The sequence below is a fragment of the Sporosarcina ureae DSM 2281 genome (assembly GCF_000425545.1).
Lineage (GTDB): Bacteria > Bacillota > Bacilli > Bacillales_A > Planococcaceae > Sporosarcina > Sporosarcina ureae.
Genome location: NZ_AUDQ01000001.1, coordinates 283,314 through 309,756, shown reverse-complemented (window position 1 = coordinate 309,756; position 26,443 = coordinate 283,314). Strand labels below are relative to the sequence as shown.

23 protein-coding genes are annotated in these 26,443 nt (G+C 43.6%); 17 read left to right on the top strand and 6 right to left on the bottom strand.

Annotated elements, in window-relative coordinates; genetic code table 11:
- Positions 1 to 152: 152 nt before the first annotated feature.
- A complete protein-coding gene (locus H605_RS0101550; RefSeq protein ID WP_029052576.1) occupies positions 153 to 1,196 on the top strand; it encodes a glycosyltransferase family 4 protein in 1,044 nt (347 codons plus the stop codon).
- Positions 1,197 to 1,414: 218 nt separating this feature from the next.
- On the opposite strand, the gene H605_RS0101545 is transcribed toward H605_RS0101550, so the two are convergent.
- Both H605_RS0101545 and H605_RS0101540 read right to left on the bottom strand, forming a co-directional pair.
- Positions 1,415 to 2,446, bottom strand: a complete 1,032-nt coding sequence (locus H605_RS0101545) for an LCP family protein (protein WP_029052575.1) — start codon at positions 2,444 to 2,446, stop codon at positions 1,415 to 1,417.
- 144 nt (positions 2,447 to 2,590) lie between these two features.
- Positions 2,591 to 3,223, bottom strand: a complete 633-nt coding sequence (locus tag H605_RS0101540) for a YigZ family protein (RefSeq protein WP_029052574.1) — start codon at positions 3,221 to 3,223, stop codon at positions 2,591 to 2,593.
- A gap of 150 nt (positions 3,224 to 3,373) precedes the next feature.
- Between H605_RS0101540 and H605_RS0101535 the strand changes: the two genes are divergently transcribed.
- The 4 genes from H605_RS0101535 to H605_RS0101520 all read left to right on the top strand — a co-directional run bounded on the left by H605_RS0101535 (position 3,374) and on the right by H605_RS0101520 (position 6,390).
- On the top strand, positions 3,374 to 4,522 hold the full coding sequence (locus tag H605_RS0101535; protein WP_029052573.1) for a sensor histidine kinase: 1,149 nt from the start codon (positions 3,374 to 3,376) through the stop codon (positions 4,520 to 4,522).
- Between the two features lie 28 nt (positions 4,523 to 4,550).
- Positions 4,551 to 5,231: a response regulator gene (locus H605_RS0101530; RefSeq protein WP_029052572.1), complete on the top strand. Its 681-nt coding sequence runs from the start codon at positions 4,551 to 4,553 to the stop codon at positions 5,229 to 5,231.
- Positions 5,232 to 5,290: 59 nt separating this feature from the next.
- Positions 5,291 to 5,857, top strand: coding sequence for a nuclear transport factor 2 family protein (locus H605_RS0101525; RefSeq protein WP_029052571.1), 567 nt, complete (start codon positions 5,291 to 5,293; stop codon positions 5,855 to 5,857).
- Between the two features lie 155 nt (positions 5,858 to 6,012).
- Entirely contained in the window at positions 6,013 to 6,390 is a 378-nt protein-coding gene (locus tag H605_RS0101520; RefSeq protein ID WP_029052570.1) for a YhjD family protein, read from the top strand.
- On the opposite strand, the gene H605_RS0101515 is transcribed toward H605_RS0101520, so the two are convergent.
- The 3 genes from H605_RS0101515 to H605_RS0101505 all read right to left on the bottom strand — a co-directional run bounded on the left by H605_RS0101515 (position 6,353) and on the right by H605_RS0101505 (position 9,303).
- A complete protein-coding gene (locus tag H605_RS0101515; protein WP_029052569.1) occupies positions 6,353 to 6,889 on the bottom strand; it encodes a competence protein ComK in 537 nt (178 codons plus the stop codon). The two genes, H605_RS0101520 and H605_RS0101515, sit on opposite strands and share 38 nt — an antisense overlap.
- 571 nt (positions 6,890 to 7,460) lie before the next feature.
- Positions 7,461 to 8,624: a M20 family metallopeptidase gene (locus H605_RS0101510; RefSeq protein ID WP_029052568.1), complete on the bottom strand. Its 1,164-nt coding sequence runs from the start codon at positions 8,622 to 8,624 to the stop codon at positions 7,461 to 7,463.
- A gap of 169 nt (positions 8,625 to 8,793) precedes the next feature.
- Positions 8,794 to 9,303: an antibiotic biosynthesis monooxygenase family protein gene (locus H605_RS0101505; protein ID WP_029052567.1), complete on the bottom strand. Its 510-nt coding sequence runs from the start codon at positions 9,301 to 9,303 to the stop codon at positions 8,794 to 8,796.
- 295 nt (positions 9,304 to 9,598) lie between these two features.
- Between H605_RS0101505 and hemE the strand changes: the two genes are divergently transcribed.
- From hemE to hemY, 3 genes are read left to right on the top strand one after another with little or no spacing between them, the layout of a single operon-like run.
- Positions 9,599 to 10,642 carry a uroporphyrinogen decarboxylase gene (hemE, locus tag H605_RS0101500; RefSeq protein ID WP_029052566.1) on the top strand — a complete coding sequence of 348 codons (1,044 nt, stop codon included), beginning with the start codon at positions 9,599 to 9,601 and terminating at the stop codon, positions 10,640 to 10,642.
- Between the two features lie 24 nt (positions 10,643 to 10,666).
- Positions 10,667 to 11,602, top strand: a complete 936-nt coding sequence (gene hemH, locus H605_RS0101495; RefSeq protein WP_029052565.1) for a ferrochelatase — start codon at positions 10,667 to 10,669, stop codon at positions 11,600 to 11,602.
- 28 nt (positions 11,603 to 11,630) lie between these two features.
- Positions 11,631 to 13,046, top strand: coding sequence for a protoporphyrinogen oxidase (gene hemY, locus H605_RS0101490; RefSeq protein ID WP_029052564.1), 1,416 nt, complete (start codon positions 11,631 to 11,633; stop codon positions 13,044 to 13,046).
- Between the two features lie 173 nt (positions 13,047 to 13,219).
- Here hemY and yhfH read toward each other — a convergent pair whose 3' ends face one another.
- Positions 13,220 to 13,345, bottom strand: a complete 126-nt coding sequence (gene yhfH, locus H605_RS18550) for a protein YhfH (protein WP_081657806.1) — start codon at positions 13,343 to 13,345, stop codon at positions 13,220 to 13,222.
- 207 nt (positions 13,346 to 13,552) lie between these two features.
- On the opposite strand from yhfH, the gene H605_RS0101485 reads away from it, so the two are divergent.
- The 9 genes from H605_RS0101485 (at position 13,553) to H605_RS0101440 (ending at position 25,556) form a co-directional block, all read left to right on the top strand.
- A complete protein-coding gene (locus H605_RS0101485) occupies positions 13,553 to 14,545 on the top strand; it encodes a lipoate--protein ligase (protein ID WP_029052563.1) in 993 nt (330 codons plus the stop codon).
- A gap of 106 nt (positions 14,546 to 14,651) precedes the next feature.
- Complete coding sequence (locus H605_RS0101480) at positions 14,652 to 15,350, top strand: response regulator transcription factor (RefSeq protein ID WP_029052562.1); 699 nt, start codon at positions 14,652 to 14,654, stop codon at positions 15,348 to 15,350.
- On the top strand, positions 15,350 to 16,372 hold the full coding sequence (locus H605_RS0101475) for a sensor histidine kinase (protein WP_029052561.1): 1,023 nt from the start codon (positions 15,350 to 15,352) through the stop codon (positions 16,370 to 16,372). The genes H605_RS0101480 and H605_RS0101475 overlap by 1 nt, the downstream gene beginning before the upstream one ends.
- Positions 16,353 to 17,132: an ABC transporter ATP-binding protein gene (locus tag H605_RS0101470; protein ID WP_037561354.1), complete on the top strand. Its 780-nt coding sequence runs from the start codon at positions 16,353 to 16,355 to the stop codon at positions 17,130 to 17,132. Before H605_RS0101475 ends, H605_RS0101470 begins: the two co-directional genes overlap by 20 nt.
- Positions 17,104 to 19,038, top strand: coding sequence for an FtsX-like permease family protein (locus H605_RS0101465; RefSeq protein WP_029052559.1), 1,935 nt, complete (start codon positions 17,104 to 17,106; stop codon positions 19,036 to 19,038). Before H605_RS0101470 ends, H605_RS0101465 begins: the two co-directional genes overlap by 29 nt.
- A 670-nt stretch (positions 19,039 to 19,708) precedes the next feature.
- Entirely contained in the window at positions 19,709 to 21,262 is a 1,554-nt protein-coding gene (locus H605_RS0101455) for a fatty acid--CoA ligase family protein (protein WP_029052557.1), read from the top strand.
- Between the two features lie 123 nt (positions 21,263 to 21,385).
- Positions 21,386 to 23,356 carry a S9 family peptidase gene (locus H605_RS0101450; RefSeq protein ID WP_029052556.1) on the top strand — a complete coding sequence of 657 codons (1,971 nt, stop codon included), beginning with the start codon at positions 21,386 to 21,388 and terminating at the stop codon, positions 23,354 to 23,356.
- A 103-nt stretch (positions 23,357 to 23,459) separates the two neighbouring features.
- The gene (gene aspA, locus H605_RS0101445; RefSeq protein WP_029052555.1) at positions 23,460 to 24,905 is read left to right on the top strand and encodes an aspartate ammonia-lyase; all 1,446 of its coding nucleotides are present in this window, start codon (positions 23,460 to 23,462) and stop codon (positions 24,903 to 24,905) included.
- A gap of 360 nt (positions 24,906 to 25,265) precedes the next feature.
- Complete coding sequence (locus tag H605_RS0101440; RefSeq protein ID WP_037561352.1) at positions 25,266 to 25,556, top strand: late competence development ComFB family protein; 291 nt, start codon at positions 25,266 to 25,268, stop codon at positions 25,554 to 25,556.
- The last annotated feature ends 887 nt before the right edge of the window (positions 25,557 to 26,443 follow it).

Sequence of the window (26,443 nt, the reverse complement as noted above, 5' to 3'; positions counted from 1 at the left end):
GGACAAAACCTTGTTGTGTCGGTGTTTAGTAGTGTATGCATGTAAGCAAGTAAGGGAATAGATGAGTAATGCATTCTAAATGATGAAATCTAGCAACAATCATGTTATACTAAAAGGTGATATGTACGTAATGCTAATTGGGGAGGAAAGACATGTTATTCATTGCAATGTCTGTAGCTTTTATCGCTGCAATTATACTAACACCGCTAGTCATCAAATTCGCGTATCGGATCGGTGCGGTTGACCGCCCCAATTATCGGAAAGTCCACGCGAGAATCATGCCTAGAATCGGCGGGCTCGCAATCTTCGGAGCGTTTATTATTGGATATGCTATATTATTGCCAAAAGACGAGCACGCAGTCAGCATCCTAATCGGTGCAGTACTGATCGTCATGATTGGCTTTTTAGACGATATGCTGGAAATAACAGCAAAAGCAAAAATGTCAGGCCAACTAGCAGCTGCGTTGGTTGTTGTACTATGGGGCGGATTACAAATTGAATTCATCAACTTGCCGTTTCTTGGTCAGCTCGACTTTGGGTATTTAAGTATTCCGATCACGATCATTTGGATCATCGGCATCACGAACGCCGTCAACTTGATTGACGGATTGGATGGTTTGGCTGCAGGTGTTTCCACTATTGCGCTTATTGCTATTACGGTAATGGCCCTATTAATGGGAGATGTCTTTGTTGCTGCAACGGCTTCTATATTGGCAGCTAGTTCGCTTGGATTCTTATTTTTCAACTTCCATCCAGCGAAAATTTTTATGGGCGATACTGGATCACTCTTCCTTGGATTTATGATTTCGGTACTGGCATTGCTCGGCTTTAAGAACGTTGCCGTTGTATCACTAGTTATTCCAATTATCATGCTAGGTGTTCCAATTTCAGACACGTTCTTTGCGATTGTTCGACGAGTTCGCATGAAGCAGTCTATTACTGCAGCAGATAAGTCGCATTTGCATCACTGTTTATTGCGTGTAGGCTTCTCGCATAGACAAGCTGTGCTTACGATTTATGGTATTGCGATTTTATTCGGAGCAGCCGCTGTATTGTTCTCACAAGCTACAGTGTGGGGTGCGTTGCTACTGATCTTCGTTATGTTGATCGTGATTGAGCTGTTTGTAGAGTTGATTGGTTTGGCAGGGGCGAATTATCGTCCGTTGTTAAATTTAGTACGCATGATAGGTAAATAAGTAAAACGAGTCCTTGTCTGCTGCAAAGCGGATGAGGGCTTTTTTGTTGTGATTAAACTGAAATGGAAAGATCCGGGTAGGGGAGGGAGCCGTTGATCGACGCTCCAGGCGGACGCTCTGAAACGCAAATCCCATCCACTCTCTAACTGATACTTTTCTTTCTCTATCTATCCCAAAAAGCGATGAAACCAGTTAAGGTCTCATCGCTTGCGAATGAACTATTGATAATCGGTTTGGGAAGACGCGGAGGATTGGTCCGTGTTTAGCTCGGTTAAAGAAGAAGAGTCGGGAATCAACCCTAGATGGGATTTCAAAATCTGCTTTACTTCTTCTAGCTTTTGCTCATCCAACTTGTAATAGTAAATACCTGTCGACATGTCGTCATAACCTGTCAACGTGATGGTATCAACATCCGGAAGTCCGCTTTTTATATACTGTATGAATGACAACATTTGTTTGGATGTCATGTCGGTCTTCATGTTATCGCCAAGCGCATTGATCACGTCTCCGTATTTTGTAATGGATGTAATCGATGTCGCTTCTTTGATCATCGCCTGAAGTATCATTTGCTGACGTTTGCCGCGCTCGATATCATTATCAAGTTTCCGAGTACGTGCTAGGGCTAACGTGTGGCGTCCGTCTAGGCGTTGGAAGCCTGGCATAAGATGAATTGCATTTTTATCGTTTTCATCTTTCTCTATACGCTCGTATGGAACTTCGACTTCTACACCGCCAAGTGCATCTACCACATCTATGAATGCATTAAAGTTCATTTTGACGTAATAGTTGACGGGAACATCGAATAGTTCTTCGACTGTATCAATAGAGGCTTTAGTACCGCCGTAGGCATGAGCATGTGTGATTTTATCTTTATAGTTTACCTGTGGAATATAAACAAATGAATCACGGGGAATGCTGACGAGTTTGACACTTTTTGTTTTAGGATTGAGAGTTGCGAGTACCAGTGCATCTGACCTACCGTTTTCTCCTGTTTCTTGCCGCGTTTCGCGTTCATCTACGCCAATCAACAAAATTGATACTTTATCTTTTGCGGGTTCTACATATATTTCTGGCCGTTCTGTCTTAGCGATGGGTTCATAAGAACGATCTAGTACGTTCACCGCTTGATTATGCAGCTTGAATGCATAAGCGACAACGCCTATGATCGCTATGAAGAACGTAAAAAATGCTATTTTCAAGAAGCGTTTCGTTTTGGACGCGTTCTTTTTCTTATATTCTGCTCTTTTCATTTTATACCTCCAGGGTGTACGGCAGAAAAAAACCGTCAGTGGCAAATCAATACATGAAAACTCGTAGTGATGTAGTGAAATCAGACCTACTGCTCATAAAGTTTACCTTCTATCATTATACCCGCTTTTTGATTGGACGTATAGTCAGATGTCGAACTCTAGAAATTTATGTCCGGTTGTGGCGATGATCGCCTGACCGTTCGTTAACTCCATCATCCATTCCTGAAAAATCCCCTGATCTTCTTCAGGAACATATAAAAAGAGTTCAACGTCCTCTTCATAGACGATCTCTTTTAACGGGTAATCGGATTGCCGTACTTCATTTTCTACTTTGCCTAGCCATGTGTAATCAATAGAAGTTTTAACTAGTGTGTGTAATTTTCTTTCCACAACACCTGTTGCGGCAATGCCTTCAGAAGCTGCTTTGCCATACGCACGGATTAATCCGCCACCACCGAGTTTAATGCCGCCGAAATAGCGAGTCACGACAATCGCGGTATCTTTTAGCTGTTGCTTTTTGAGAACTTCCAAAATAGGAAAGCCGGCTGTACCTGAAGGCTCCCCGTCATCGTTCGCTTTTTGGATCTGGTCATGTTCTCCTATGATATAGGCAGAACAATTATGAGTAGCTGTATGATGGCTTTTTTTGATGTCCTGTATGAAGTCCAGTGCCTCTTGTTCTGTCTCGACTCGTTTGACAAATGACAGAAAACGGGATTTTTGGATGACGAATTCACTCTCTCCGTATAGATTTACGGTTTTATAATTAGCTCGCATTTGTCGTACCCCCTACATTTGTAATATACTTATAATACTTATTCATCATTAAAATGATATACTATATATGAAGTGTATAAGTATTTAGGCTAAACTGCAATAATGCTCGCTTTGCGAATTTTCACATAAACGGGTGCGGGAGGGAGTTCTTTGAACGATAAGGCAATTGACATTCAACAGATGGAGAAAATCTTTGGCAACATGGTAAATGTAATGGATCGTTCAAAAAGCGACATTTTCTTAATTAGTGAACAAAGCCGCCGAAGTTTTGAAGAGATGCAAAAAGAGTTAGCAGAAGTGAAAGAAAGTATTTCTCATGTGATAACAGAAGGCGATTCCTTAGAGGATATGTCACGTCACTCAAGAAAACGTCTGGCTACTGTATCAAAAGACTTTGAAACATACAGTGAAGATGAAGTTAAACAAGCTTATAGTGTAGCGAATGACTTGCTTGTACGCGCCTCCATCAATAAAATGGAGGAGAAACAACTTCGTGAAAGACGGGATGAACTTGAACGTCGACTGATGTTGCTGCTCTCTACAATTGAAAGAGCGGACCAACTTGTAAACCAAGTAACCACTGTGATCACATATTTAACATCTGATTTGAAAAATGTAAGTACAGCACTGGAAACGGCTCGCCATAAACAAGATTTTGCGGTTCAGATCATTCAGGCCCAAGAAGAAGAGCGTAAACGTTTATCACGTGATATTCATGATGGACCTGCGCAAATGCTGGCCAATGTCTTGATGCGTTCGGGTTTAATCGAAAAAACGTTTGTTACGCATGGCCCAAAAGAAGCGATGCAAGAGCTATCTTACTTAAAAGAAATGGTTAGAGGTGCGCTATCTGAAGTACGTCGTATCATTTATAACTTGCGACCTATGGCTTTGGATGATTTAGGACTAGTTCCGACATTGCGAAAGTATTTATTGACCATTAGTGAATACGAGGCGCCGCTAATCATTCATTTTCAAAGCAACGGAGCAGAAGAGAGATTTGCTTCCAATTTTGAAGTAGGTATTTTCCGTCTCATCCAGGAGTCAGTTAATAACAGTATTAAACATGCGAAAACTGATGAAATATGGGTGAAAATCGAATGGTTACGCGAATCAGTTAATATAGTAATCAAAGACCAAGGTCTGGGCTTTGATACAAATGAAGTAAAAGAGAAATCATTTGGTTTAATTGGAATGCAAGAACGTGTGGAGTTATTGAAAGGGAAAATGAAGGTCACTTCGAAAGTCGGAGAAGGCACTTCGATACTTTTTCAAATTCCATTGGACGAAGATCTGTAAGTAAGGTATTTACTGGGAGGAATAGGATATGGAAGCGACAAAAATTTTGATAGTAGATGATCACCAATTATTCCGTGAAGGAGTTAAACGGATTTTGGATTTTGAAGAATCATTTAACGTAGTAGCAGAAGGCGACGATGGAGTCGAAGTAGTTGAATTGTACACAGAGTATGAGCCAGACGTAGTGCTGATGGATATTAATATGCCACGCATGAATGGTGTAGACGCGACTGAGCAATTAATAAAAGAATTTCCCGATGCACGCGTCATCATGCTATCCATTCATGATGACGAATCCTACGTAACACACGCTTTGAAAACAGGTGCTCTCGGCTATATGCTAAAAGAAATGGATGCAGACGCAATTATTCAGGCGATCAAAGTAGTAGCAAATGGTGGCTCATACTTACATCCAAAAATTACGCATAATTTAGTAACAGAATTCCGTCGTTTGAGTGAGAGAGAACATAAAGGATCCTTCCAGCAGAACGACATTCGTCGTCCACTCCATTTATTGACGAAGCGCGAATGTGAAGTTTTACAATTATTGACAGATGGTCAGAGCAACCGGACAATCGGTGAAACGCTCTTCATCTCAGAAAAAACGGTGAAAAACCACGTTTCCAGCATTCTGCAAAAAATGAGTGTAAATGACCGTACACAAGCTGTTGTGACAGCGATCAAAAATGGTTGGGTAGAAGTAAAATAATTAATAGAAGAAAAGGTCTTTGCATGTTGAAGGCCTTTTTCTCTACGTAGGAGGGGCATATGAAGAAAAAATTAGCAGTCGCATCCATGGCATTAGTGCTCGTATTAGGTGCATGCGGTAACGCAGATGAAACGAATCAAAATAATCCTGAAACTGGCGAACCAGCACCAGGCAGTGGCGCCATCGATCATGGAGTAGATGAAAATAAAGTAGGATTCAGCATGTCAGGTGACAAAGTCGAAGAAGCTACAGACGTACCAAAAGAAGATAAAGAAGAAATTCTAGCTGCTTTTGATAACTACATCGAAACATTGAACAATCAAGACGTAGAAGGTTATCTGACTACACTTTCTACTAAAGGCTATGATCTCGAAGAAGAGCGTCAGGCTACGGAAGAAATGCTTGAGAATTCTACGATGAAACGTGAAACAGATCATGAAACGATCGTAAAATATTCAGGTGATAGCGCACAGTTATTTTCTACATTGAAAACGACATTCACGGATATTGAGACAGAGGTAGAGAATACACATGAAGGTCGCCAAGTGACTGTATTCAATAAAGAAGATGGCGCATGGAAAGTGTTTTCAATCCACTTTATAGGTGATGAACCAGTAAAAGAATAAACCGCTTGATAGGTTGATTTAGCGACAAAACTTCCAGTGAGTACAACTGGAAGTTTTTTTATGCGAAAAAAAGCCATACTACGAGTACTTGCTTTTCTGCGTTAAAGGAATTATAATTAGATTAAGAACACACGTTCTGTAAGGAGGCGAATTCAATGCCTTTGATCCCCGCAGAGGCAATGCCGTATTTGGAGAACTATATTTATCTTCCTATGCTATTGACGATTATGGAACGTGACCGTCAGTTATTAGAGAAGGTACCGTTTAAACTGAAAAGTCCGTACCTTAATTTGCTGGACGAGACGATGAACACAGTTTCTGCTGATCTACAAACAACTTCTTTGTATTTGCGAAAGCATAAAATGAAAGTGATACGCCATTCAACAGATGAACTATTTACGGAATATGTATTTTTACATGATGGCTATCAAGATATGCGACGCTACTTGAATGTTCGCTTGCGTAACCGATCGGAAGAGTTACTGAATCTGTATATTAGGAAATTGTCGAATCAGAACTCTTCGGGTCCATGATCATATAATAAGAACTTCGCAATTCTTCCTGAGCATTTTCAAATCGTTGAGACAAAATATGCGATAATGCCATTTGGCGATAAACAGTTGCTAACGACGTATCTAGATGCATCTGCGTATCGTTTTTTAGAATCACGGTTACACCATCCTCGTGCTGAAAAGCGTCTTTTACTGCATGATAAGCCACCCATGAGTTTTTATGTAAGGTAGGGGACAGTAAAGGGAAAAATAATAACGGCCGATCATTCGAATGAGTCAGCATAATTGGTGGCTTTGGTCGGTTTTTCAAATCCATTTTGGAACTGTTAATAATGGACTCAAAGTTGGAACGGTAATGCGCACAAGACTCTCTCATAATTTCTAATGGTGTTTTCTCGACAATAAAAGTCCGGTCGCTTTCCACTACTTTTGTATAGTATGGATTCGCATGTTGTCCATGGAGTAATGCAAAAGTATGAAATGTAACGATGTAAGACGATAGATAATGTGGATTAGCCATGTTGTTCCCTCCCGTTTAATAGGACCATATACGTATTAATTATAGTATAGAAAAAACGAAAATCAACTGTAATGTTGGAAAATAGTAAATGTTCTATTAATATGATGATTTTTATCGAATGGTTGTGGTTTTAATAGAACGAATAAATTGAAAGATTACGTCTGTTACCCGACTACTAAACGCTTTTGACAGATAGACTATGCGGCTGCGGGTCGTTGCTCGACTGGTTGTTGGGCATCGAAGTGACTGATTGTCTGCTTTCTGGACCCACGCAGGCACGTGGGGTATTGCCTCCAGCCAGGAGCCAGCTGGCAAAGTGCCGCCAGTTGTCTCCTGGCCACGGCCTACCCCGCAGTGGTGCTTGCGCTACTAAGTGGTATTTCTTTAGGTTGCGGTTCTAATGGAGAGAAGATCAGTGACATCGCGAAAGCCATCCATCAGCGCCGTAGTGGGGGTAATGAACTTGCCACTTACATTGCCAGCTAAACCACAACCCTATATCTATAGAAAAGTTAAAAAGCTGAAGACCATCCCAAGAGAATAGGGACGTTCTTCAGCATCGTACTGATCTTTAGTTCTGATACTCAATAGCCGCAGCACACAATGTTTTAGCTGCTGCGATCATAGCTTTTTCATCTATGTCGAAACGTGGATGGTGGTGAGGGTATGCATCTGTCGGCTTGGCGCCCGTGAAGAAGAAAGTACCCGGAACTTTTTCAAGGTAGTAGGCGAAGTCTTCTCCACCCATTTGAGGTTGCATTTCTTCTACGCCTTGTAGATTCGGAATAGATTCAGCAATAGTTTTTAGGTAGTTCGTTTCTTTTTCATGATTGATCACTGCCGGATATCCACGGTAGTAGTTTACAGTAATTTGGCAATCATGAGTCAAGGCCGTGCCTTCAGCTACACGCTTTATTTCTTGTTCCATTAGATTGCGTACGTCATTAGTAAATGTGCGAACAGTTCCCTCTAGGACAGCTTGGTCGGCGATGACGTTGAAGGCGTTTTCTGCGACGAATGAGCCGACGGATAGTACAGCTGATTCAATGGGATCCACACGTCTTGAGACGACTTGTTGCAAGTTCATCACGAGCTGTGAACCGATTACGATCGCGTCTTTCGTTTGATGTGGAGAAGCGCCGTGTCCGCCAGCACCTTGAATGGTAATATTGAATCGGTCCGCTGCAGCCATAATTGGACCTGGAGCGTAATAGATCACGCCTGAGTCAAATAGAGACCACAAATGCGTGCCGAAAATGACATCGACACCTTCTAGACAGCCGTCTTCGATCATCGCAATCGCGCCGCCTGGAGCTAATTCTTCCGCGTGTTGATGGATAAATACATATTCGCCAGTAAGATCCTCGCGCATTTCATTCATAGCTTTTGCCAATTGGAGAAGTGTGGCGGTATGGCCATCATGTCCACATGCGTGCATGACGCCCGGTACAGTGGAAGCGTAGGGTGTATCTTTTTGATCTTGAATAGGTAACGCGTCAAAGTCTGCTCGCAAAGCAACCGTTTTTCCTGGCTTCGCACCTTTGACTCTTGCGACGACACCATTGCCGCCTACTCCAGTACGTACTTCCACTCCCAGTTGTTTATAAAAGTCAGCGATATAGGCAGCGGTTTTCGTTTCTTTAAATGAAACTTCGGGATTCATATGCAAATAACGGCGAATCTCTACCATATCGTCATAAGATTGTTCGAGTTTCTGAAATAATTGTTCTCTCATTAATAAAACCCCTTTCTAATAGACAAATAAGTCAATCAATTCGTTTAGTATAGCAAGGGGTCAGCCATATCGCAAACTACGAGTTTTGAAATTTCTGGCAACTGAAACGAATGAAAAATGGTAGGTTAGACGTCGTTTAACAAAAAAAAGAAGGTCTGACGTCGAAACGTCAAACCTCTTCAGTAGGTGTTTTATAATGTGTAGTGTATGGAGCGCTTGTGAAGATATGTTGCGTAGCACCACCGGCATCTTTGAAAACCGTTTTATCGGATAATTGATTACCTGGAGAGTTATACCAAATATCGTACAAGCGTCGATCTGTCCATTCTGTCAGCAATGTATACGTATCAGAACCGATAGGACGCAATAAGCGGAAGGCTACGAAACCTGGCATGTTTTGCAGTTGTTCGCCCAGGTGCTTGTATTGATGTTCGAAAATTGGTTTCCCTTCATCTGTCACTGCAACGTTATCCATTGCAAAGAATCCAGGTTCTGTCAGGTTACCGTAAGAACCTACTACTTCAAATTTCCTTGGTGTTTGAAATACGCTCTTGCCATTTGTCTCATGTAGCAACAGTGTACTGCCGCCGCCATTCATCAAAAGTATAGATTCATCAGTGTGCTGGTCTTTGATCTTCTCCATAAAACCCAGCGTTCCAGTTGTCATATAAATATTCATGTAAAGTTCCTCCTTTGGCTAGTAACGATCGTCTGTACTTAATTAACTTAACAACACTCTTTACTAGTGTATGATTCTACATGTAGTAATTCCCTTAATTCCTCCGAATCAAACACGTCTGTTGCAAGCAAGTTAGGAATGATTGTCTAAAGCGTGGCAGAAGTGTGAGTTGTCCTAGCACAAAATTATGACAAAGGCGCAATTCACTATACATTGACTTGTCAACGGTTTATCATGAGAACGTATATGAGTTACGTGAAAGAAATTAAAATAATGGAAAGAGGTATCTCTGAATATGTCAACTTTTAATGATACGTTATTACGTGCTGCGAGAGGCGAGGAAATTGAACACACGCCCGTTTGGTTTATGCGTCAAGCAGGACGTTCACAGCCGGAATATCTTAAAATCAAAGAGAAATACTCCTTGGAAGAAATTACGCATCAGCCAGAATTGTGTGCGTATGTAACAAAGCTTCCTGTAGATCAATATGATGTAGATGCAGCTATTTTATATAAAGATATTGTTACACCACTTGTAGGAATCGGAGTAGACGTAAAGATTAAATCAGGCGTAGGTCCTGTTATCTCAAATCCGATTCGTTCTGCACAAGACATCGCAAACTTAGGTGAGTTTTCAGCAGAAGAGCAAGTTCCTTACGTGTTGGATACGATAAAATTGCTGACACAGGAGCAATTGAATGTACCACTAATCGGTTTCGCAGGCGCACCGTTTACACTTGCGAGTTATATGATCGAAGGCGGTCCTTCAAAGAGCTATAACCTGACAAAGTCCTTCATGGTATCTGAGCCACAAGCTTGGTTCGCATTGATGGATAAGTTAGCTGATATGACGATTAGTTATATCCAAGCACAAGTTAACGCAGGCGTGAAAGCTGTGCAAATATTTGATTCGTGGGTAGGCGCATTGAATGTATCGGATTACCGAATCTTCATTAAACCTACAATGACTCGTATTTTCTCGGAACTGCGTAAATTAAATATTCCATTGATTACATTCGGAGTCGGCGCAAGCCACTTGGCGAATGAATGGCATGACCTACCAGTCGACGTAGTAGGACTGGATTGGCGCTTGTCTATCAAAGAAGCGGGTGAACGCGGTTTGACAAAGCCATTGCAAGGAAACTTGGATCCATCCATGTTACTGGCAGACTGGTCCGTCATCGAAGAACGTGCAAAGCTTATTGTTGAACAAGGTGTAGAACACGGTAGCCACATCTTCAACTTAGGCCATGGTGTGTTCCCTGACGTAAAACCTGCAACATTGAAACGCTTAACAGCTTTCGTACATGACTATAGTAGAGAATTACGTTCGAAATAACAATCCAACCATGAGGTGAAAATGATGACGAAAAAGAAAATGGGCTTACTCGTTATGGCGTACGGTACACCAAACTCCTATGACGATCTAGTACCGTATTACACGCATATCCGTAGAGGCCGTCCGCCGGCTCCGGAACAAGTAGAAGATCTTCGCAATCGCTATGAGGCAATCGGAGGCATTTCACCACTTGCGCGGATTACGGACGATCAAGCGAACGCACTAGGCGCGCGTTTGAACGAAGCACAAGACGAAATTGAATTCAAAGTATATGTAGGTCTGAAGCATATTGCACCATTCGTGGAAGATGCCATACAAAAAATGCATGAAGATGGTATTACGGAAGCTGCATCCATTGTATTGGCACCACATTTCTCTACGTTCTCCGTTAAATCATACAACGGTCGCGCGAAAGAGGAAGCAGACAAGCACGGGATTACACTTACTTCAGTTGAAAGCTGGTACAAGCAACCGAAATTCATCGAGTACTGGGCGAACCAATTGCGTCAAACCTATGACGCGATGGACGAGACTGAGCGCAACAATTCATGCTTGATCGTCTCGGCTCACTCGTTACCGGAAAAGATTCTGGCTAACGGTGACCCATACGCTGATCAGTTGAAAGAAACTGCAGAAATGATTACGGAAGCAGCAGGCGTAAAAACATACGCACTCGGCTGGCAAAGTGAAGGGCAAACCCCTGATCCTTGGTTAGGTCCGGACGTACAAGATCTCACACGTGAACTGTTTGAAACGAAAGGATATACATCATTCGTTTACACACCAGTTGGATTCGTTTCAGATCACTTGGAAGTTCTGTACGATAACGACTACGAGTGTAAAGTAGTATGTGATGATATCGGCGCAGCGTACCACAGACCTGCTATGCCGAACACCGATCCTTTATTCATTGATGCGATGGCAGATGCGGTAATGGATCAATTGCACGCAACAAAATGAATTCGATTGGATCGGAGTGAAAAAGGACATGAGTGAACGAAAAAAAGTTGTCATAATCGGCGGCGGCATCACAGGTCTCGCTGCAGCGTATTATATGCAAAAAGATGCCCGTGAACAAGGACTTCCCATAGACATCATCATGATTGAAGCTTCAACAGAACTAGGTGGAAAAATCCGAACAGTCCGTCGAGACGGCTATGTAATCGAACGCGGTCCCGATTCCTTTTTGATCCGTAAAAAAAGTGTAGACCAATTAGCGACTGACCTGGGTATAGATGATCAGCTTGTGCGTAACGCAACAGGGCAAGCCTATATATTGCTGCATAATCAGATGCACAAAATCCCAGCAGGTGCTGTCATGGGTGTACCGACTGAAATCAAACCCTTCGTTACGTCAGGTTTATTCAGTTTAAGCGGTAAAATACGTGCGGCAGGTGACTTTGTATTACCACGTTCTGAAGTAACTGGAGATCAGTCGCTCGGTAAGTTTTTCCGTCGACGCTTTGGTACAGAAGTGGTGGAAAATCTAATAGAGCCATTATTGTCGGGCGTCTATGCCGGCGATATCGATCATATGAGCCTGGAATCGACTTTCCCACAGTTTTATGAAGTGGAAAAAAATTATCGTAGCTTAATTTTAGGAATGAGGAAGACTACTCCTAAACAGCTACCGCAAAAAAATAGTCATAGTTCGAAGAAAATGGGTGCTTTCCATACATTTAAAAATGGTCTGGATTCATTGATCGAAGCATTGGAAGAGCAACTGACTGATGTCCACGTTATGAAACAGACGCGTGTCACGAAAATAGTGAAACAAGACGACCGTGCCGTTCTGACATTGAATGATCAGCAGCAAGTCGTAGCAGATGCAGTCATCATGTCGACTAGCCACGTAGTAGCGAGCCGTTTATTTGAGCCGCATGGACTGTTGAAAGAACTAGGAACGATTCCGATGACATCTGTGGCAACGGTCGCACTAGGTTACCCGAAGAGTGCGATGAAGAGCGATATCGATGGAACAGGTTTCTTAGTACCACGCAGTAGTAATCATTCGATTACCGCATGTACACTCGTCGATCGTAAATGGCCAACGACAACACCAGACGATAAAGTCATGGTGCGAGCATTCGTTGGACGCGTTGGGGAAGAAGCGATTGTCGACTTACCGGATGCTGAGATCGAAAAGATTGTTCGCCAAGATATGAAAGAAATTCTTGGGCTCGAAGGTGAACCTGATTTCTGTATTATTACACGCTGGAAAGAGGACAGACCGCAATACCGCGTAGGTCATAAAGAGAAGGTTTTACGTGCGCGGGAAGAAGTGCAATCGGAGTTTCCAATGGTCGAGCTGGCTGGCGCCTCCTATAATGGAGTCGGTCTACCTGACTGTATCGATCAAGGAGTCGCCGCGAAAGATCACGTATTGGCGAAGCTGTTTAAATAACCTAGAAAAATCCGTACAACAATTGTTGTGCGGATTTTTTTATGTTGTATGGCGAGTGGATTTGTCTGGAAAGCGCGGTTGGCCTAGCACAATGGGCGAGCTGCTCAATTTATGTATGTATTTCCGCACAAAAAAAGCGAATATAGGAATATTCGCCGAATGAAAGTTTTGTTTTACTTTACGTTGCAATGATTACATTGATTAGAGTAACACTCGTGCTGCTCTTCAATTTCAGTTCCACATGTCACACAAACCTTCGCCGGCAAGTTCTTGAAAAATTCTACGATGCTTTCTACCATATTTATCAATCCCCTTCTGTTTGTTGTATAACTCTTTGTTATATACTCATTGTATTATAACAGATGCCGAAAGTCAACAATTCATTTAACTATCTGTTAAAATGGATTCAAGCCTTTTGTGACGGGCTTTCAGGCAGTTTTAGCTGTTTGGAATTGAAAGAATTAACTGAAAATAAATGCAGCAATTTTGTGAGGAGAGAAGAAAATATGAAATTTATCGATAATCAAGGCATTACAGACCCGCGTATTAACCTGGCTATTGAGGAATATGTACTCAATACGATGGACGTAGACAAAGATTCGTATTTACTGTTCTATATCAACGAACCTTCTATCATAATTGGAAAGAACCAAAATACAGTTGAAGAAATCAATACAGAGTTTGTCGATCGTCAAGGCATTCACGTAGTACGTAGACTGTCTGGTGGCGGTGCGGTGTATCATGATAAAGGAAACTTAAACTTCAGTTTCATTACGAAAGACGATGGGGAATCATTCCGTAACTTTAAGAAGTTCACAGAGCCTGTAACAGATGCGCTGGCTAAAATGGGGGTCAAAGCGGAATTGCTTGGTCGTAACGATATTTTGATTGATGGACGTAAAATCTCAGGGAATGCACAGTTTGCTACAAAGGATCGTATGTTTAGTCATGGGACGTTATTGTTTGATACAGATATGGAAGGTGTCGTGAATTCACTTAAAGTGAGGAAAGACAAAATCGAGTCAAAAGGAATCAAGTCGATTCGCAGTCGTGTCGCGAACATTTCCGAGTTCTTGGAAGAGCCTATCTCCATTGAACAGTTTAGACAGGAAATCTTGAACTCGATGTTCGATGGGGAAGAAAATATTGAGTATCGTGTGCTGACCGATGAAGACTGGACGAAAATCCGTGAATTGTCTGCGGAGCGCTATGGTAACTGGGAGTGGAATTACGGACGTTCACCAAAATTCAACTTGCAACAGTCCAAACGTTTTCCTGTCGGTGGCATTGATGTTCGTTTGCAAGTCGAAAAAGGCAGTATAGAAAACGTTAATATCTACGGTGACTTTTTTGGTGTTGGCGAAGTCCAAGAAATCGAAAATCGTTTAGTAGGTGTGAAATACGAACGTAAGGCGATCACGGAAGCACTCGAGTCAATGGACGTTGAGAAAATCCTTGGTGGTATTAAGCTGGAAGAATTTGTGGATGTAATCTATTAAAGAACAGCGCATGTCTTGCGGGGCATGCGTTTTTGTATACGAGGATTTATTTATGTGTGCTGTGAAATGCGTTATACTGAATATAACGAGAAAGTGAGGAGTTACGGTGAAACATCGAATATTTATTGTAGAAGATGATTTGAAAATTGCCCAACTGCTAGCGGGAACGCTTGAAAAATATCAATATGAAGTCGCAATTATTCAGGACTTTGACCGAGTCGTCGAAGAATGTAACGCGTATAATCCGCATTTAGTGCTTTTAGATATCAACTTGCCGGTTTACGATGGCTACTATTGGTGCCGTCAGCTACGTCAACATACGATGTGTCCGATTATATTCATCTCGGCACGCTCTGGTGATATGGATCAAGTTTTTGCGCTCGAAAATGGTGGCGATGATTTCATTACGAAGCCATTCCATTATGAAATTGTATTGGCGAAAATTAAAAGCCATTTGCGTCGTTCGTTCGGGGAATACTCACCGAATCAGTCGGAGCGCATGATTGCATCAGGTGATCTGACGTTATATATAGAACGGATGACGTTACAAAAAGGCAAGGAAGAAATTCCGCTTCAGAAGAAAGAGTGTGTCATTTTGGAATTGCTAATGGGCGAGTCTCCGAAAGTTGTGTCGCGCGAAAGGTTACTCGAAGAACTGTGGGATGACCAGTCATTCGTCGATGAAAATACACTCAACGTCAATATGGCCAGAGTGCGCAAGAAATTGACCGATTATGATGTGCGGTCTTGGATTGAAACGGTGCGTGGTGCGGGGTATCGCTTCATGCCGGAGTCGGAAGCCTAATGAAAGCTTTCACACTGTTCGTTAAAGAGCATGTACCGTTCATGTTGTTTCAAATCGGACTCGTATCGTTCATTCTACTATTGTTTTGGCTTGACGGCTTCCGCAGTCCGAACACGGCGATCTATTCGGTCGCGATGAGTATCTTACTTACGGCGGGCTATTTGGGAGCGAAATACATCATGCGGCGTACGTATTATGCGAGAATCGTTGAAAAACCGAAGCAGATGGAAGATGCGTTGATACGGCACGTCATGACTCCTGAACATAAAAAGACGATAGAATTTACGCGTGAATTATATCGCCTGTACCAGCATGAAGTACAGACATTATATAATAGACAAAATCGTCATTTGCATTTCATGAATCAATGGGTACATCAAATGAAAACGCCGATCTCGGTCATTAATTTATTATTACAAGAAGATGAAGTCGATAAGAAGAGTATCGAGCAGGAAGTGGGGCGCATCCAAAACGGATTGGAAATCGTCCTGGTCAATGCACGGCTTGAAACGTTTGAAGAAGATATGCAAATTGAGCGGCTATTGCTTCGGCAAGTGTTGCAAGAAGTGCTCAATGACAACAAACGACTTTTCATTGCAAACGGCCTGTTTCCCGTGCTGAACGTCGAGGAGCACTTAACGGTTGCGACCGACCGGAAATGGATCAAGTTCATGCTCAATCAATTCATTACGAATGCAGTGAAATATACATTTGAAAAAGGCAAGAAAATTCATGTCAATGCAGTGCAGCTTCAAGAAGGGCTGTGTCTTGAGATCATCGATGAAGGGATCGGAATACCGGCATCCGACTTACATCGTGTGACGAAAGCATTCTTCACAGGAGAAAACGGCAGATTGTCCGGTGAATCGACGGGCATGGGGCTGTATATTGCGTCCGAAGTCTGTGAGAAACTGGGCCACCAACTGACGATATCTTCCAAACAAGGTGAAGGCACGACGATTGCATTACTATTTACAGACGGAGAGGCGGGTGAACAACCAAATGACACAACCGGTCGTTAAGATGGAAGATGTAACGAAGATCTATGAAGGAAAAGTTATACATCGTGCACTGAATCAATTGGACTTCGATGTGCAAGAAGGGGAGTTCGTTGCCATTATGGGTCCGTCGGGTAGTGGCAAGACGACGTTGCTGAACTTATTGATGGCGACGGATATTCCAACCTATGGCAAGATTGTCATTGGAGGCGTGGAACCAGAAAAGCTCAGTCAAAATCAAATAGCTTTATTCCGCAGACGGCAAATTGGTTTCGTCTTTCAGGAAATCAATTTACTGCAAATGCTGACGGTGGAAGAAAATCTTGTATTGCCGTTAACGCTTGATGGATTACCTGTTGAAGAGATGAAAAAGCGGGTAGAAGATATGGCACAAAAGCTGAACTTGGGAGATATTTTGGAGCGCCGACCTGATGAACTATCAGGTGGACAAGCACAGCGTACCGCGATAGGACGGGCGCTCATCCATCAGCCGAGCATTGTATTAGCGGATGAGCCGACAGGAAATCTGGATTCCAAATCAGCGAAAGATGTACTCGAATTACTCGAGCATATTAACCAGCATGAAAAGACGTCAATCATTATGGTGACGCACGACCCGATTGCTGCGAGTTACTGTGACCGCGTATTGTTCATTAAAGACGGTGAGTTTTTCAATGAAATTTATAAAGACGAACGCCGGCAAACATTTTTCCAGCGGATCTTGAATGTGTTGTCGTTACTTGGAGGGAATGTGAATGACTTTTCGACAGTTCGCTTACCGTAACGTCCTTCGTAACCGCCGAGTCTACGCCGCATTCTTCATGGCGAGTGTATTTTCCGTCATGGTGTTTTTCCTCTATTCGATGTTGCTGTTCCATCCGTCGATTGAAAACACCTTTCTAAAAGAGATTTCAACGCTCGGTATGGGCATAGCGGAAATCATTCTATTTATCTTCACACTGTTTTTCCTGTTTTATTCGATGCGTGCATTTTTGCAGGCGCGATCAAAAGAGTTCGGTGTGTTATTGCTTCTCGGAATGGCAAAGCGCCAGTTGCATCGCCTCATTTTCATCGAGACGATGTTGCTTGGGTTTGCATCGATCATCAGCGGAATTTTCCTCGGCTTCATGTTTTCAAAGTTCTTCTTCATGATTGTCAAAGCGATTGTACAAATTCCAGTTTTACCGCTTTATTTATCTTGGAAACCATTCGTGCTGACGATGGGTGCATTCCTTAGTTTATTCGCTATCATTTCATATATCGCACCCGTATTCATTCAGCAAGGGCAAGTATCGGACTTATTAAATGGGGATATGGCCGTGCAATCGGTTTATTCGTACTCGAAAAGCCGTGGGATCTTCGGCGTTGTGCTATTATTGCTCGCCTACGCGATGGCTGCATTCGTCTCACGCTCGAGCATCATTAGTCTGTTCTTCTTGCTACCGCCACTCCTCACAGTCGGAACGTATTACTTTTTTACAGACACCTTACCACTCGTTTTACATGCACTGCGACGGCAAAAGAAAATTTTTTGGCGGGACTTCTGGATGATCTCGATCTCGGAAAGCATCGTTCGGTTAAAAGAAAATGCACGGATGTTCTTCATCGTGACGATCGTTTCGACAATAGCGTTCATGTCAGTCGGTATTCTGGCGTCGTTAACGTCATTCGCTTCGCAATACCGTGAAGTGAATCCACTCGGGCTTATTTATAAAAGCTTGCCGCATAATGATTACGAGTATCAACATATTGCGAAATTGACCAATGAACTCGACCAACAAGGTCTTGATTACTGGGCTGTACGATTTCGTGTGCTGGAACAGCAATCTTCTTATACTAAGAATAAAGTCAATATCGTCAAGCTATCTGATCTGAATGAATTGGCCGCAACCTTCGGGGAAAAGCCGCTTTCCTTACAAAGTGGACACGCGTTGTTCTTACCTGCAACAGCAGCCGCCGCTAATCAGTTGTCGACAGAGTCAGTCAACACCGAACTGGCTGATAGCAGCGTCTCACTCGAAATCGAAGGCGTCTATCCGTATAAACTGTTTCCGCCAAATGCGCTTGGGCTTAATACGATCGTCGTCAATCATTTGGACTTCGACCGAATTGAAGAACAAGCGGGCGTCGATGCACTGGCGTTTAATTATTATGCGTTTAACGTACGGGACTGGCAAGAGACGCGGGAAATCGGATTGTCTATCCATGCCCAAGTGCTGGCGGGGCTCATGCTCGAACACCGCGATCCGGTGCGCTATGAGTTTGAGAATCCAGGGTTGAATTACTCGCATATCCGTATGACGTTTTCGTTGCTGTTGTTTATCGGATTATTGCTGGCAGGCGTATTTTTCCTGGCGTCTGGTAGTTTTATCTATTTCCGTTTGTATACGTCGCTCAGCTACGATCGACGGCAGTATGCGGTGTTGCAGCGGATTGGGATGACGGATAGGGAGTTTACAAAGATCGTCAATCGGCAATTGATTCCGCAGTTTTTCTTCCCGTGGGGTGTGTCGTTCATCCACAGTGTGTTTGCGTTTATGTCCCTGCAGGTGATCTGGGATGCGCTCGCTGAAATTTCGATTGTCAAGGAGCTAGCGCTTGTGCTGGCGGGCTTTGCGCTGATGCAGATATTCTATTTCTATCTAATCCGCTGGCGTTATATTTCACACATCAAGGCACCTACTTCTTAGGGAGGGGTGTCTTTTCTTATGAACGGAGAGGTGCATGGTGGGTGCAAGGGGATTGAAGCTCCAGCTGGGGACGCTTTCCGGAGGGCGTGGCTTGAGCCAAGCGAACAGCGAAGGGTTCGCTTTGCCGTATTTCTGTGTACTTTGCAGAAATTAAGGCATCTGTCCAGGTTCTCAAGGCGCACGCTGATCCTCTCGGAGTCGCCCCAGCTTCCGCTTCAATCCTACGTTTATAGTGGAGGTACGTAGGTCAATCATTGTAGATTGTGTATGAACTGTTGTTGTCTTTACACTTTATGTAGTTCAAGTTCAAGTTCAAGTTTAATTCTAATTCATGTTTCAGTTATTCACTGAATACTAGCCAAACTTCAATGCACAACAATAAGTATCACCCACTAAGATTGCAAGGGATTGGAGCGGCAGGCGGCGACTCTGGGAGGATCAGCACGACAGGTGAGACCGATAAAGGAGCGTAGCGACTAGAGGGCTCACCGCGTGCCCTCCAGAACGCGTCCGCCTAGAGCGCAAATCCCTAACCCTTTAGCCCATCCAGCCTATCCTAATAAACTAAAATAACAAAATTCCCAGTAAACTCTTGCCAATTAATTGTTTTATCAGTATAATTAACGAATTACTGAATGGTTATTCATTCACTTGTTAGGGAGATGAAAGCATGAATTTAGTTTCTAGTGTTCAGCAAACCGCACAGAGCAAGCCAAGTAAAATCGCCTACCACTTCATGGGGAAAGACACGACGTACGCACAGTTTGATATGTCCGTATCCATGTTCGCCAACGCACTACAAAACCTAGGGGTCAATAAAGGGGACAAAGTCGCATTCTTACTCGGCAACACGCCGCACTACTTGATCTCACTCTATGCCACTATGCGGATCGGAGCGACAGCTGTGCCGATCAATCCGCTCTATACACCTGACGAAATTTCATACATTCTAGAAAACAGTGATGCCAAAGCCGTTATTGCGATCGATCCATTACTGCCACTGGTAGAAGTAGCAAGCCAGTCATTCCCGACGATTGAGAACTATGTCATCTGTGAAATGAGTCCAGATGCAGGACAGAAGTTAGGTACGCTGAACGAAGCGGTGAAGGAAAAAGTGCATTCATTTAGCATGCTCATTAAGAAATCTAAACCGATGACGGAAGCGGTTGAAGTTGACGAAGATGAAAGCGCTATCATTCTTTATACGTCTGGAACGACTGGACATCCTAAAGGTGCGATGTTAACACATAAGAATATTTACTCGAATGCGCGTGACGTAGGGGACTATTTAGGTTTCTCCGAGAATGATAAAATCGTAGCGACATTGCCTTTATTCCATGTATTCGCATTAACGGTTGTAGCGAATGCACCACTCGTGAAAGGCGCCACTATTTTACTTGAACCACGCTTTAGCCCGGGCGAGATATTCCAAATGATTCGCGAGCAGAAGGCGACAGTATTTGCGGGCGTTCCTACTATGTATAACTTCCTCTATCAATATCCGGAAGGTAAAACAGAAGACTTCGAGTCCATTAGACTAGCGATTTCAGGTGGATCCTCACTGCCTGTCTCCTTGCTTCATAACTTTGAAGAGAAATTTAATGTGCGGGTTTCGGAAGGTTATGGCTTATCTGAAGCCTCACCGGTTACGTGTTTCAATCCGTTAGATCGTGAGCGTGTTCCTGGATCAATCGGAACAAATATTATGAATGTCGAAAATAAAGTGGTCGATGAAATGGGCGAAGAGGTTCCTGACAATCACGTCGGTGAATTAATCGTACGCGGGCCGAACGTCATGAAAGGGTATTATAAAATGCCTGAAGAAACTGCAGCTGCACTTCGTGACGGTTGGCTCTATACAGGCGACTTGGCGCGACAAGATGAAAACGGTTACTTTTATATCGTAGACCGTAAGAAAGATATGATTATCGTCGGCGGATTTAACGTGTATCCTCGAGAAGTAGAGGAAGTGCTGTTTAGCCACCACGATATTGTGGAAGCCGCAGTCGTTGGCGTACCAGACACGAACTTCGGTGAAGAAGTACAAGCCTATGTTGTGTTGAAGGAAGGTTCGGATGCTACGGAACAATCGCTGCATGAATTTTGTGCGAAGCGTCTCGTGAAGTATAAAGTACCGAAATCGATTGAGTTTCTAGACGAGTTGCCGAAAAATACGACAGGTAAAATTTTGAGACGTTCATTGAAAGATCAAGTTAAAAGTTAAAGATCATAGGAACGAGTGATGGGGAATGATAGCCCGTCACTCGTTTTTTTACGCATGTATTGCCAAAGCAAGTGCGGTCTTGTTATGGTTTAGAGAGAAAAGTAAGAAAATAGGAGGGGTTAGATGAATAAACGATGTGTAACGATGGACGATTTATTTGAAACGAAGTCGGTAACGAATCCGGTGTTGGCACCTAACGATCGAGAAGCGGTGTGTACGGTGACGGAATTAAATAAAGAGGATAATGCGTATCATTCAGCCATCCATCATATCGATTTACAGACGGGTGAGGTAACGCGGTGGACATATGGCAAGCAACGAGTGAGTGCGCCGAAATGGTCTCCCGATGGTAAGCAAGTAGCGTTTTTATCGAATCGAAATGAAACGAATCAACTGTATATTATACAGAAAGCGGGCGGGGAAGCACGTGCGCTGACGGACTGTAAAGAAGCGATTGATTCATTTGAATGGTCAGCGTGCGGCAAGAAAATCTGGTTTACGGGCAAGCTGAAAACAGGCGAAACATTTTGTACTACGGTACAGAAGCAAGAACGATTCCCACAACCAATCCGTGTGACGAAAATGAAATACAAAGAAGACTTCATCGGTGTATTACCACAAGATCAATATACACAAATTGGCTATGTCGATGTGGCCACGTGCACTGTTTGTAATTTCACAAAGGAACCATTTGATCATTCATTAGAAGCGGTTTCGCATGACGGCAAGCAATTGGTCATCGGTGTCAATCGCAACGCGCAGACGGATCATGACTTCAGTGTTCCGTTAGTACTAGTGGATATTGAAACGAAAAAAGAGACCGTCATTCTCGATGAACAAGGCTTTTTCGGCAATGTCGCTTTCTCTAAAGACGACCGCTATATCGCGTATACAGGATATGACATGACGTTCCAAAACGTCACGCAGGCAGATGTCTTCGTCTATGATCAAACGAATGGTCAGGCGATGAATCTAACAGCGGGGATTGATGCACCGATCGGGGACGAAAGTATTTCCGATCACTTGCAACAAACGATTGCGCCTGGTGTAGTTTGGACAGAAGACGAGCAACTGTATTTCCAATTATCGAGTATGGGGGAAGTACGTTTATATGCGGCTACACTTGACGGTGCGATTTATCCTGCGACTGGTGAAGAAGAACATGTTTATGGTTATGACGTTGCGAAAGACGCTGAATTCGCATTGCTCACCGTAAGCACAATGACGAATCCTGGAGAACTGTATCGCCAAACGATTGCGACGGGCGAACGGACAAAATTGACTTCATTCAACGAAGGTTGGTTGAAGAAAGTGGAGTTAGTTGAACCCGAAACGATTTATTATACGAATGGTAATGAAAATATTCAAGGGTGGCTCATGAAGCCAACGAAATTTACAGAAGGTAAAACGTATCCGCTCATTGTGGAAATTCATGGCGGACCGCATGCGATGTACGGTTATACGTATTTCCATGAGATGCAAGTGCTAGCGGCGCAAGGTTACGGTGTTCTCTATCTCAATCCGCGTGGTAGTCACGGTTACAGTCAAGCATTTGTTGACGCGGTGCGTGGCGATTACGGTGGCGGTGGATATGAAGACATTATGGCAGGGCTAGATGAAGTGTTGAAAACCGAAAGCTGGATCGATGAAACGCGCCTTGGCGTAACGGGCGGTAGCTACGGTGGCTTCATGACAAACTGGATTGTTGGGCATACGAATCGTTTCAAAGCAGCCGTCACACAACGTTCTATCAGCAACTGGGTCAGCTTCTTCGGTGTATCGAATATCGGCTATTACTTCACCGACTGGCATTTAAAAGCAGGGATGACAGATGTCGATACGCTATGGAAGCAGTCGCCATTAAAATATGCGGAGAATATCGAGACACCTCTATTGATCCTTCATGCAGAACGAGATTTCGTTTGTCCGATCGAGCAAGCGGAACAACTCTTTATTACATTAAAAGATTTAGGCAAAGAGACAGAATTTGTGCGCTTCCCCGAATCCGATCATAATATGTCAAGAACAGGGAAACCAAACCTACGAATTGCGAGATTAGAAGAGATTACCGGGTGGTTTAAACGTTATCTATAAGGTAAGATGAATTTGTATGCCCGAACGGCTATACATGGACCATATTGTGTGTATAATGGGATACGAATTAAACTTATAAAAACTACTTGAGAAGAGGTTCTGCATGATGGAAGAACAATTACTGTACAGAATAGAGTCGGATTTTATCGGAGAGAAGAAGGTGCCACAAGACGCGTATTATGGTATACAAACATTACGCGCAGCAGAAAACTTCCCCATCACGGGCTACCGCGTCAACCGCGACTTAATTCGTGCGATTGCAATCGTCAAAAAATCTGCAGCACAAGCTAACCGCGACATTGGTCAATTGGACGCTACTCTTGCAGAAGCGATTATTAAGGCATCTGAAGAAGTCATCAATGGCGCATTGCGCGACCAGTTCCTCGTCGACCCAATCCAAGGGGGAGCAGGAACGTCAGTAAATATGAACGCAAACGAAGTCATCGCCAACCGTGCACTCGAAATTCTCGGTCACAAAAAAGGCGAATACGACATTATTAGCCCGAATACGCATGTCAACATGGCGCAGTCGACAAATGACGCGTTCCCGACTGCGATTCATATCGCTACATTAATGAAAGTAGATAAATTACTCGGTGTTATGGAATCCCTTCATAAAACCTACTTAAAAAAGTCTATCGAGTTCCAATCGGTCTTGAAAATGGGCCGTACACACTTACAAGACGCGGTTCCAATTCGTCTTGGACAAGAATTCGAAGCGTACGCAATGGTACTACGCCGCGACATCGAACGCGTTCGTGTATCACGTGTTTATTTATATGAAATCAATATGGGTGCAACAGCGGTCGGAACAGGCTTGAACGCAGACCCACTGTATATCAAAAAAGTAGCGAGCTATCTGTCAGAAAACAGTGGTTTCGAATTAAAGTCTTCAACGCATTTAGTAGACGCAACACAAAACACAGATTCGTACGTTCAAGTATCTGCAGCACTACGCGGCACGATGCTGAACCAGTCTAAAATTTGTAATGACTTACGCTTGATGGCGTCTGGTCCACGTACAGGTCTATCTGAAATTGCATTACCTGCAAGACAGCCAGGATCTTCTATTATGCCAGGAAAAGTGAACCCGGTTATGGCAGAAGTGATGAATCAGGTTTCGTTCCAAGTAGTCGGTAACGATATGACGATCGCATTGGCATCTGAAGCGGGGCAGTTCGAATTAAACGTTATGGAGCCAGTGTTAGTGTTCAATTTGCTACAGTCATTGAAAATCATGACGAACGTCTTCGGCGCATTCCGCGATTACTGTTTAGATGGAATCACTGCAAACGTTGAGCACTTGAATGAGTATGTGGAGAAGAGTATTGGGATCATCACGGCAATCAATCCGCACGTCGGGTATGAAGTGGCGTCTGAGATTGCGAAAGAGGCGTTGTTAACGAACAAGTCGATTCGCGAGATTTGTATCGAGAAAGATATTTTGTCGAAAGAAGAGTTGGATACGATTCTGCATCCGTTCGAGATGACGAAGCCTGGTATTTCGGGTAAAGAGTTGTTGAAGAAGAAGATTATTCTTTCTAAGTAAGGTTTTACTTTGCAGAGGCTTGACTGGGGCTAGTGGTTTGGGGAATGGGGCTGCAGACGGGACGCTTTCCGGGGGAGCAATCTTGAGCCAAGCGAACAGCGAAGGGTTCGCTTGGCCGTATTTCTGTGTACTTTGCAGAAATTAAGGCATCTGTCCAGGGTCTCAAGATCACTCTAATCCCCAGGAGTCGCCCGTCTTCCGCTCCATTCCCTAGGTACATTGTGGAGGAGACATTAAGAATACACTGGCATACTAGGTGAAAGTTGTGCTGAAGTCATAGAGCACATATTGAACGATTACTTTCCAAGTAATTCATATCTCCAATATCTACCTACTCTGTGTTAGAAGGAGTATCTGACTATGAAAGTGCATAATATTATGGAAGTCGTGGTACGCGACGTGATTTCCAAATATCAAAACGAGTTGCATTTGCCGTGTACGTGTGAGCATTGTCTTAATGATGTACTGGCGATGACGTTGAACAATGTCAAACCTCAATATGTCGTTGATGAAGCAAACAGTGCGTATATCCGTGCTGTCCATGAAGCGGATCGTCAAGGGGCTACTGCCGTTTTGACGAAAGTTGCGTGGGCTGCTGGAGTTGTTGGGCAAAACCCGCGATGCGATAATATGAAAAATCCTTCCGAGTGATTCGGAAGGATTTTTTCTTTTGAAAACTCACGCTATTGGAGGATTTCATTGCTTATAGGGAGGACAGTCGTCGGGCCGCGCTCATAGTTGGCCGAGATCCGCTCTATCCAGCTTGGTTACCGCTCTATCTAGCGTGTTATCCGCTCATACTTTATCGTAAGCGCTCTATCTAACCATTTAACCGCTCAATGAAGATGATTATCCGCTCTATCGACCACGCCGTGAAGCTTAGGACGAATTCATTGCTTATAGAAAGGGCAGTGGCCGGTCCGCGCTCATAGTTGGCCGAGATCCGCTCTATCCAGCTCGTTTACCGCTCTATCTAGCGTCTTATCCGCTCATACTTTACCGTGAGCGCTCTATGCAACCATTTAACCGCTCAATGAGGACGTTCATCCGCTCTATCGACCATGCTGTGAAGCTTAGCACGAATTCATTGCTTATAGAAAGGGCAATGGCTGGCCCGCGCTCATAGTTGGCCGAGATCCGCTCTATCTAGCTAGGCAAGCGCTCTATCAATCGTGTTAACCGCTCATACTTTACCGTGAGCGCTCTATGCAACCGTTTAACCGCTCAATGAAGACGATTATCCGCTCTATCGACCACGCCGTGAAGCTTAGGACGAATTCAGTGCTTATAGAGAGGGTGGTTGTCGGGCCGCGCTCATAGTTGGCTGAGATCCGCTCTATGCAGCTGGGTTACCGCTCTATCTAGCGTGGTATCCGCTCATACTTTACCGTGAGCGCTCTATGCGACCATTTAACCGCTCAATGAAGATGATTATCCGCTCTATCGATCACGCTGTGAAGCTTAGGACGAATTCAGTGCTTATAGAAAGGGCAGTGGCCGGTCCGCGCTCATAGTTGGCCGAGATCCGCTCTATCCAG

What these genes read in the sequence shown, in the direction of transcription:
- H605_RS0101465 (WP_029052559.1), top strand. Translation starts at nt 17,104, where the DNA reads ATGACTTTTCGACAGTTCGCTTACCGTAACGTCCTTCGTAACCGCCGA.
- H605_RS0101530 (WP_029052572.1), top strand. Translation starts at nt 4,551, where the DNA reads ATGGAAGCGACAAAAATTTTGATAGTAGATGATCACCAATTATTCCGT.
- yhfH (WP_081657806.1), bottom strand. Translation starts at nt 13,345, where the DNA reads ATGGTAGAAAGCATCGTAGAATTTTTCAAGAACTTGCCGGCGAAGGTT.
- H605_RS0101455 (WP_029052557.1), top strand. Translation starts at nt 19,709, where the DNA reads ATGAATTTAGTTTCTAGTGTTCAGCAAACCGCACAGAGCAAGCCAAGT.
- hemH (WP_029052565.1), top strand. Translation starts at nt 10,667, where the DNA reads ATGACGAAAAAGAAAATGGGCTTACTCGTTATGGCGTACGGTACACCA.
- H605_RS0101550 (WP_029052576.1), top strand. Translation starts at nt 153, where the DNA reads ATGTTATTCATTGCAATGTCTGTAGCTTTTATCGCTGCAATTATACTA.
- hemY (WP_029052564.1), top strand. Translation starts at nt 11,631, where the DNA reads ATGAGTGAACGAAAAAAAGTTGTCATAATCGGCGGCGGCATCACAGGT.
- H605_RS0101515 (WP_029052569.1), bottom strand. Translation starts at nt 6,889, where the DNA reads ATGGCTAATCCACATTATCTATCGTCTTACATCGTTACATTTCATACT.
- H605_RS0101450 (WP_029052556.1), top strand. Translation starts at nt 21,386, where the DNA reads ATGAATAAACGATGTGTAACGATGGACGATTTATTTGAAACGAAGTCG.
- H605_RS0101540 (WP_029052574.1), bottom strand. Translation starts at nt 3,223, where the DNA reads ATGCGAGCTAATTATAAAACCGTAAATCTATACGGAGAGAGTGAATTC.
- H605_RS0101520 (WP_029052570.1), top strand. Translation starts at nt 6,013, where the DNA reads ATGCCTTTGATCCCCGCAGAGGCAATGCCGTATTTGGAGAACTATATT.
- H605_RS0101475 (WP_029052561.1), top strand. Translation starts at nt 15,350, where the DNA reads ATGAAAGCTTTCACACTGTTCGTTAAAGAGCATGTACCGTTCATGTTG.
- H605_RS0101525 (WP_029052571.1), top strand. Translation starts at nt 5,291, where the DNA reads ATGAAGAAAAAATTAGCAGTCGCATCCATGGCATTAGTGCTCGTATTA.
- H605_RS0101440 (WP_037561352.1), top strand. Translation starts at nt 25,266, where the DNA reads ATGAAAGTGCATAATATTATGGAAGTCGTGGTACGCGACGTGATTTCC.
- hemE (WP_029052566.1), top strand. Translation starts at nt 9,599, where the DNA reads ATGTCAACTTTTAATGATACGTTATTACGTGCTGCGAGAGGCGAGGAA.
- H605_RS0101485 (WP_029052563.1), top strand. Translation starts at nt 13,553, where the DNA reads ATGAAATTTATCGATAATCAAGGCATTACAGACCCGCGTATTAACCTG.
- H605_RS0101510 (WP_029052568.1), bottom strand. Translation starts at nt 8,624, where the DNA reads ATGAGAGAACAATTATTTCAGAAACTCGAACAATCTTATGACGATATG.
- aspA (WP_029052555.1), top strand. Translation starts at nt 23,460, where the DNA reads ATGATGGAAGAACAATTACTGTACAGAATAGAGTCGGATTTTATCGGA.
- H605_RS0101470 (WP_037561354.1), top strand. Translation starts at nt 16,353, where the DNA reads ATGACACAACCGGTCGTTAAGATGGAAGATGTAACGAAGATCTATGAA.
- H605_RS0101545 (WP_029052575.1), bottom strand. Translation starts at nt 2,446, where the DNA reads ATGAAAAGAGCAGAATATAAGAAAAAGAACGCGTCCAAAACGAAACGC.
- H605_RS0101505 (WP_029052567.1), bottom strand. Translation starts at nt 9,303, where the DNA reads ATGAATATTTATATGACAACTGGAACGCTGGGTTTTATGGAGAAGATC.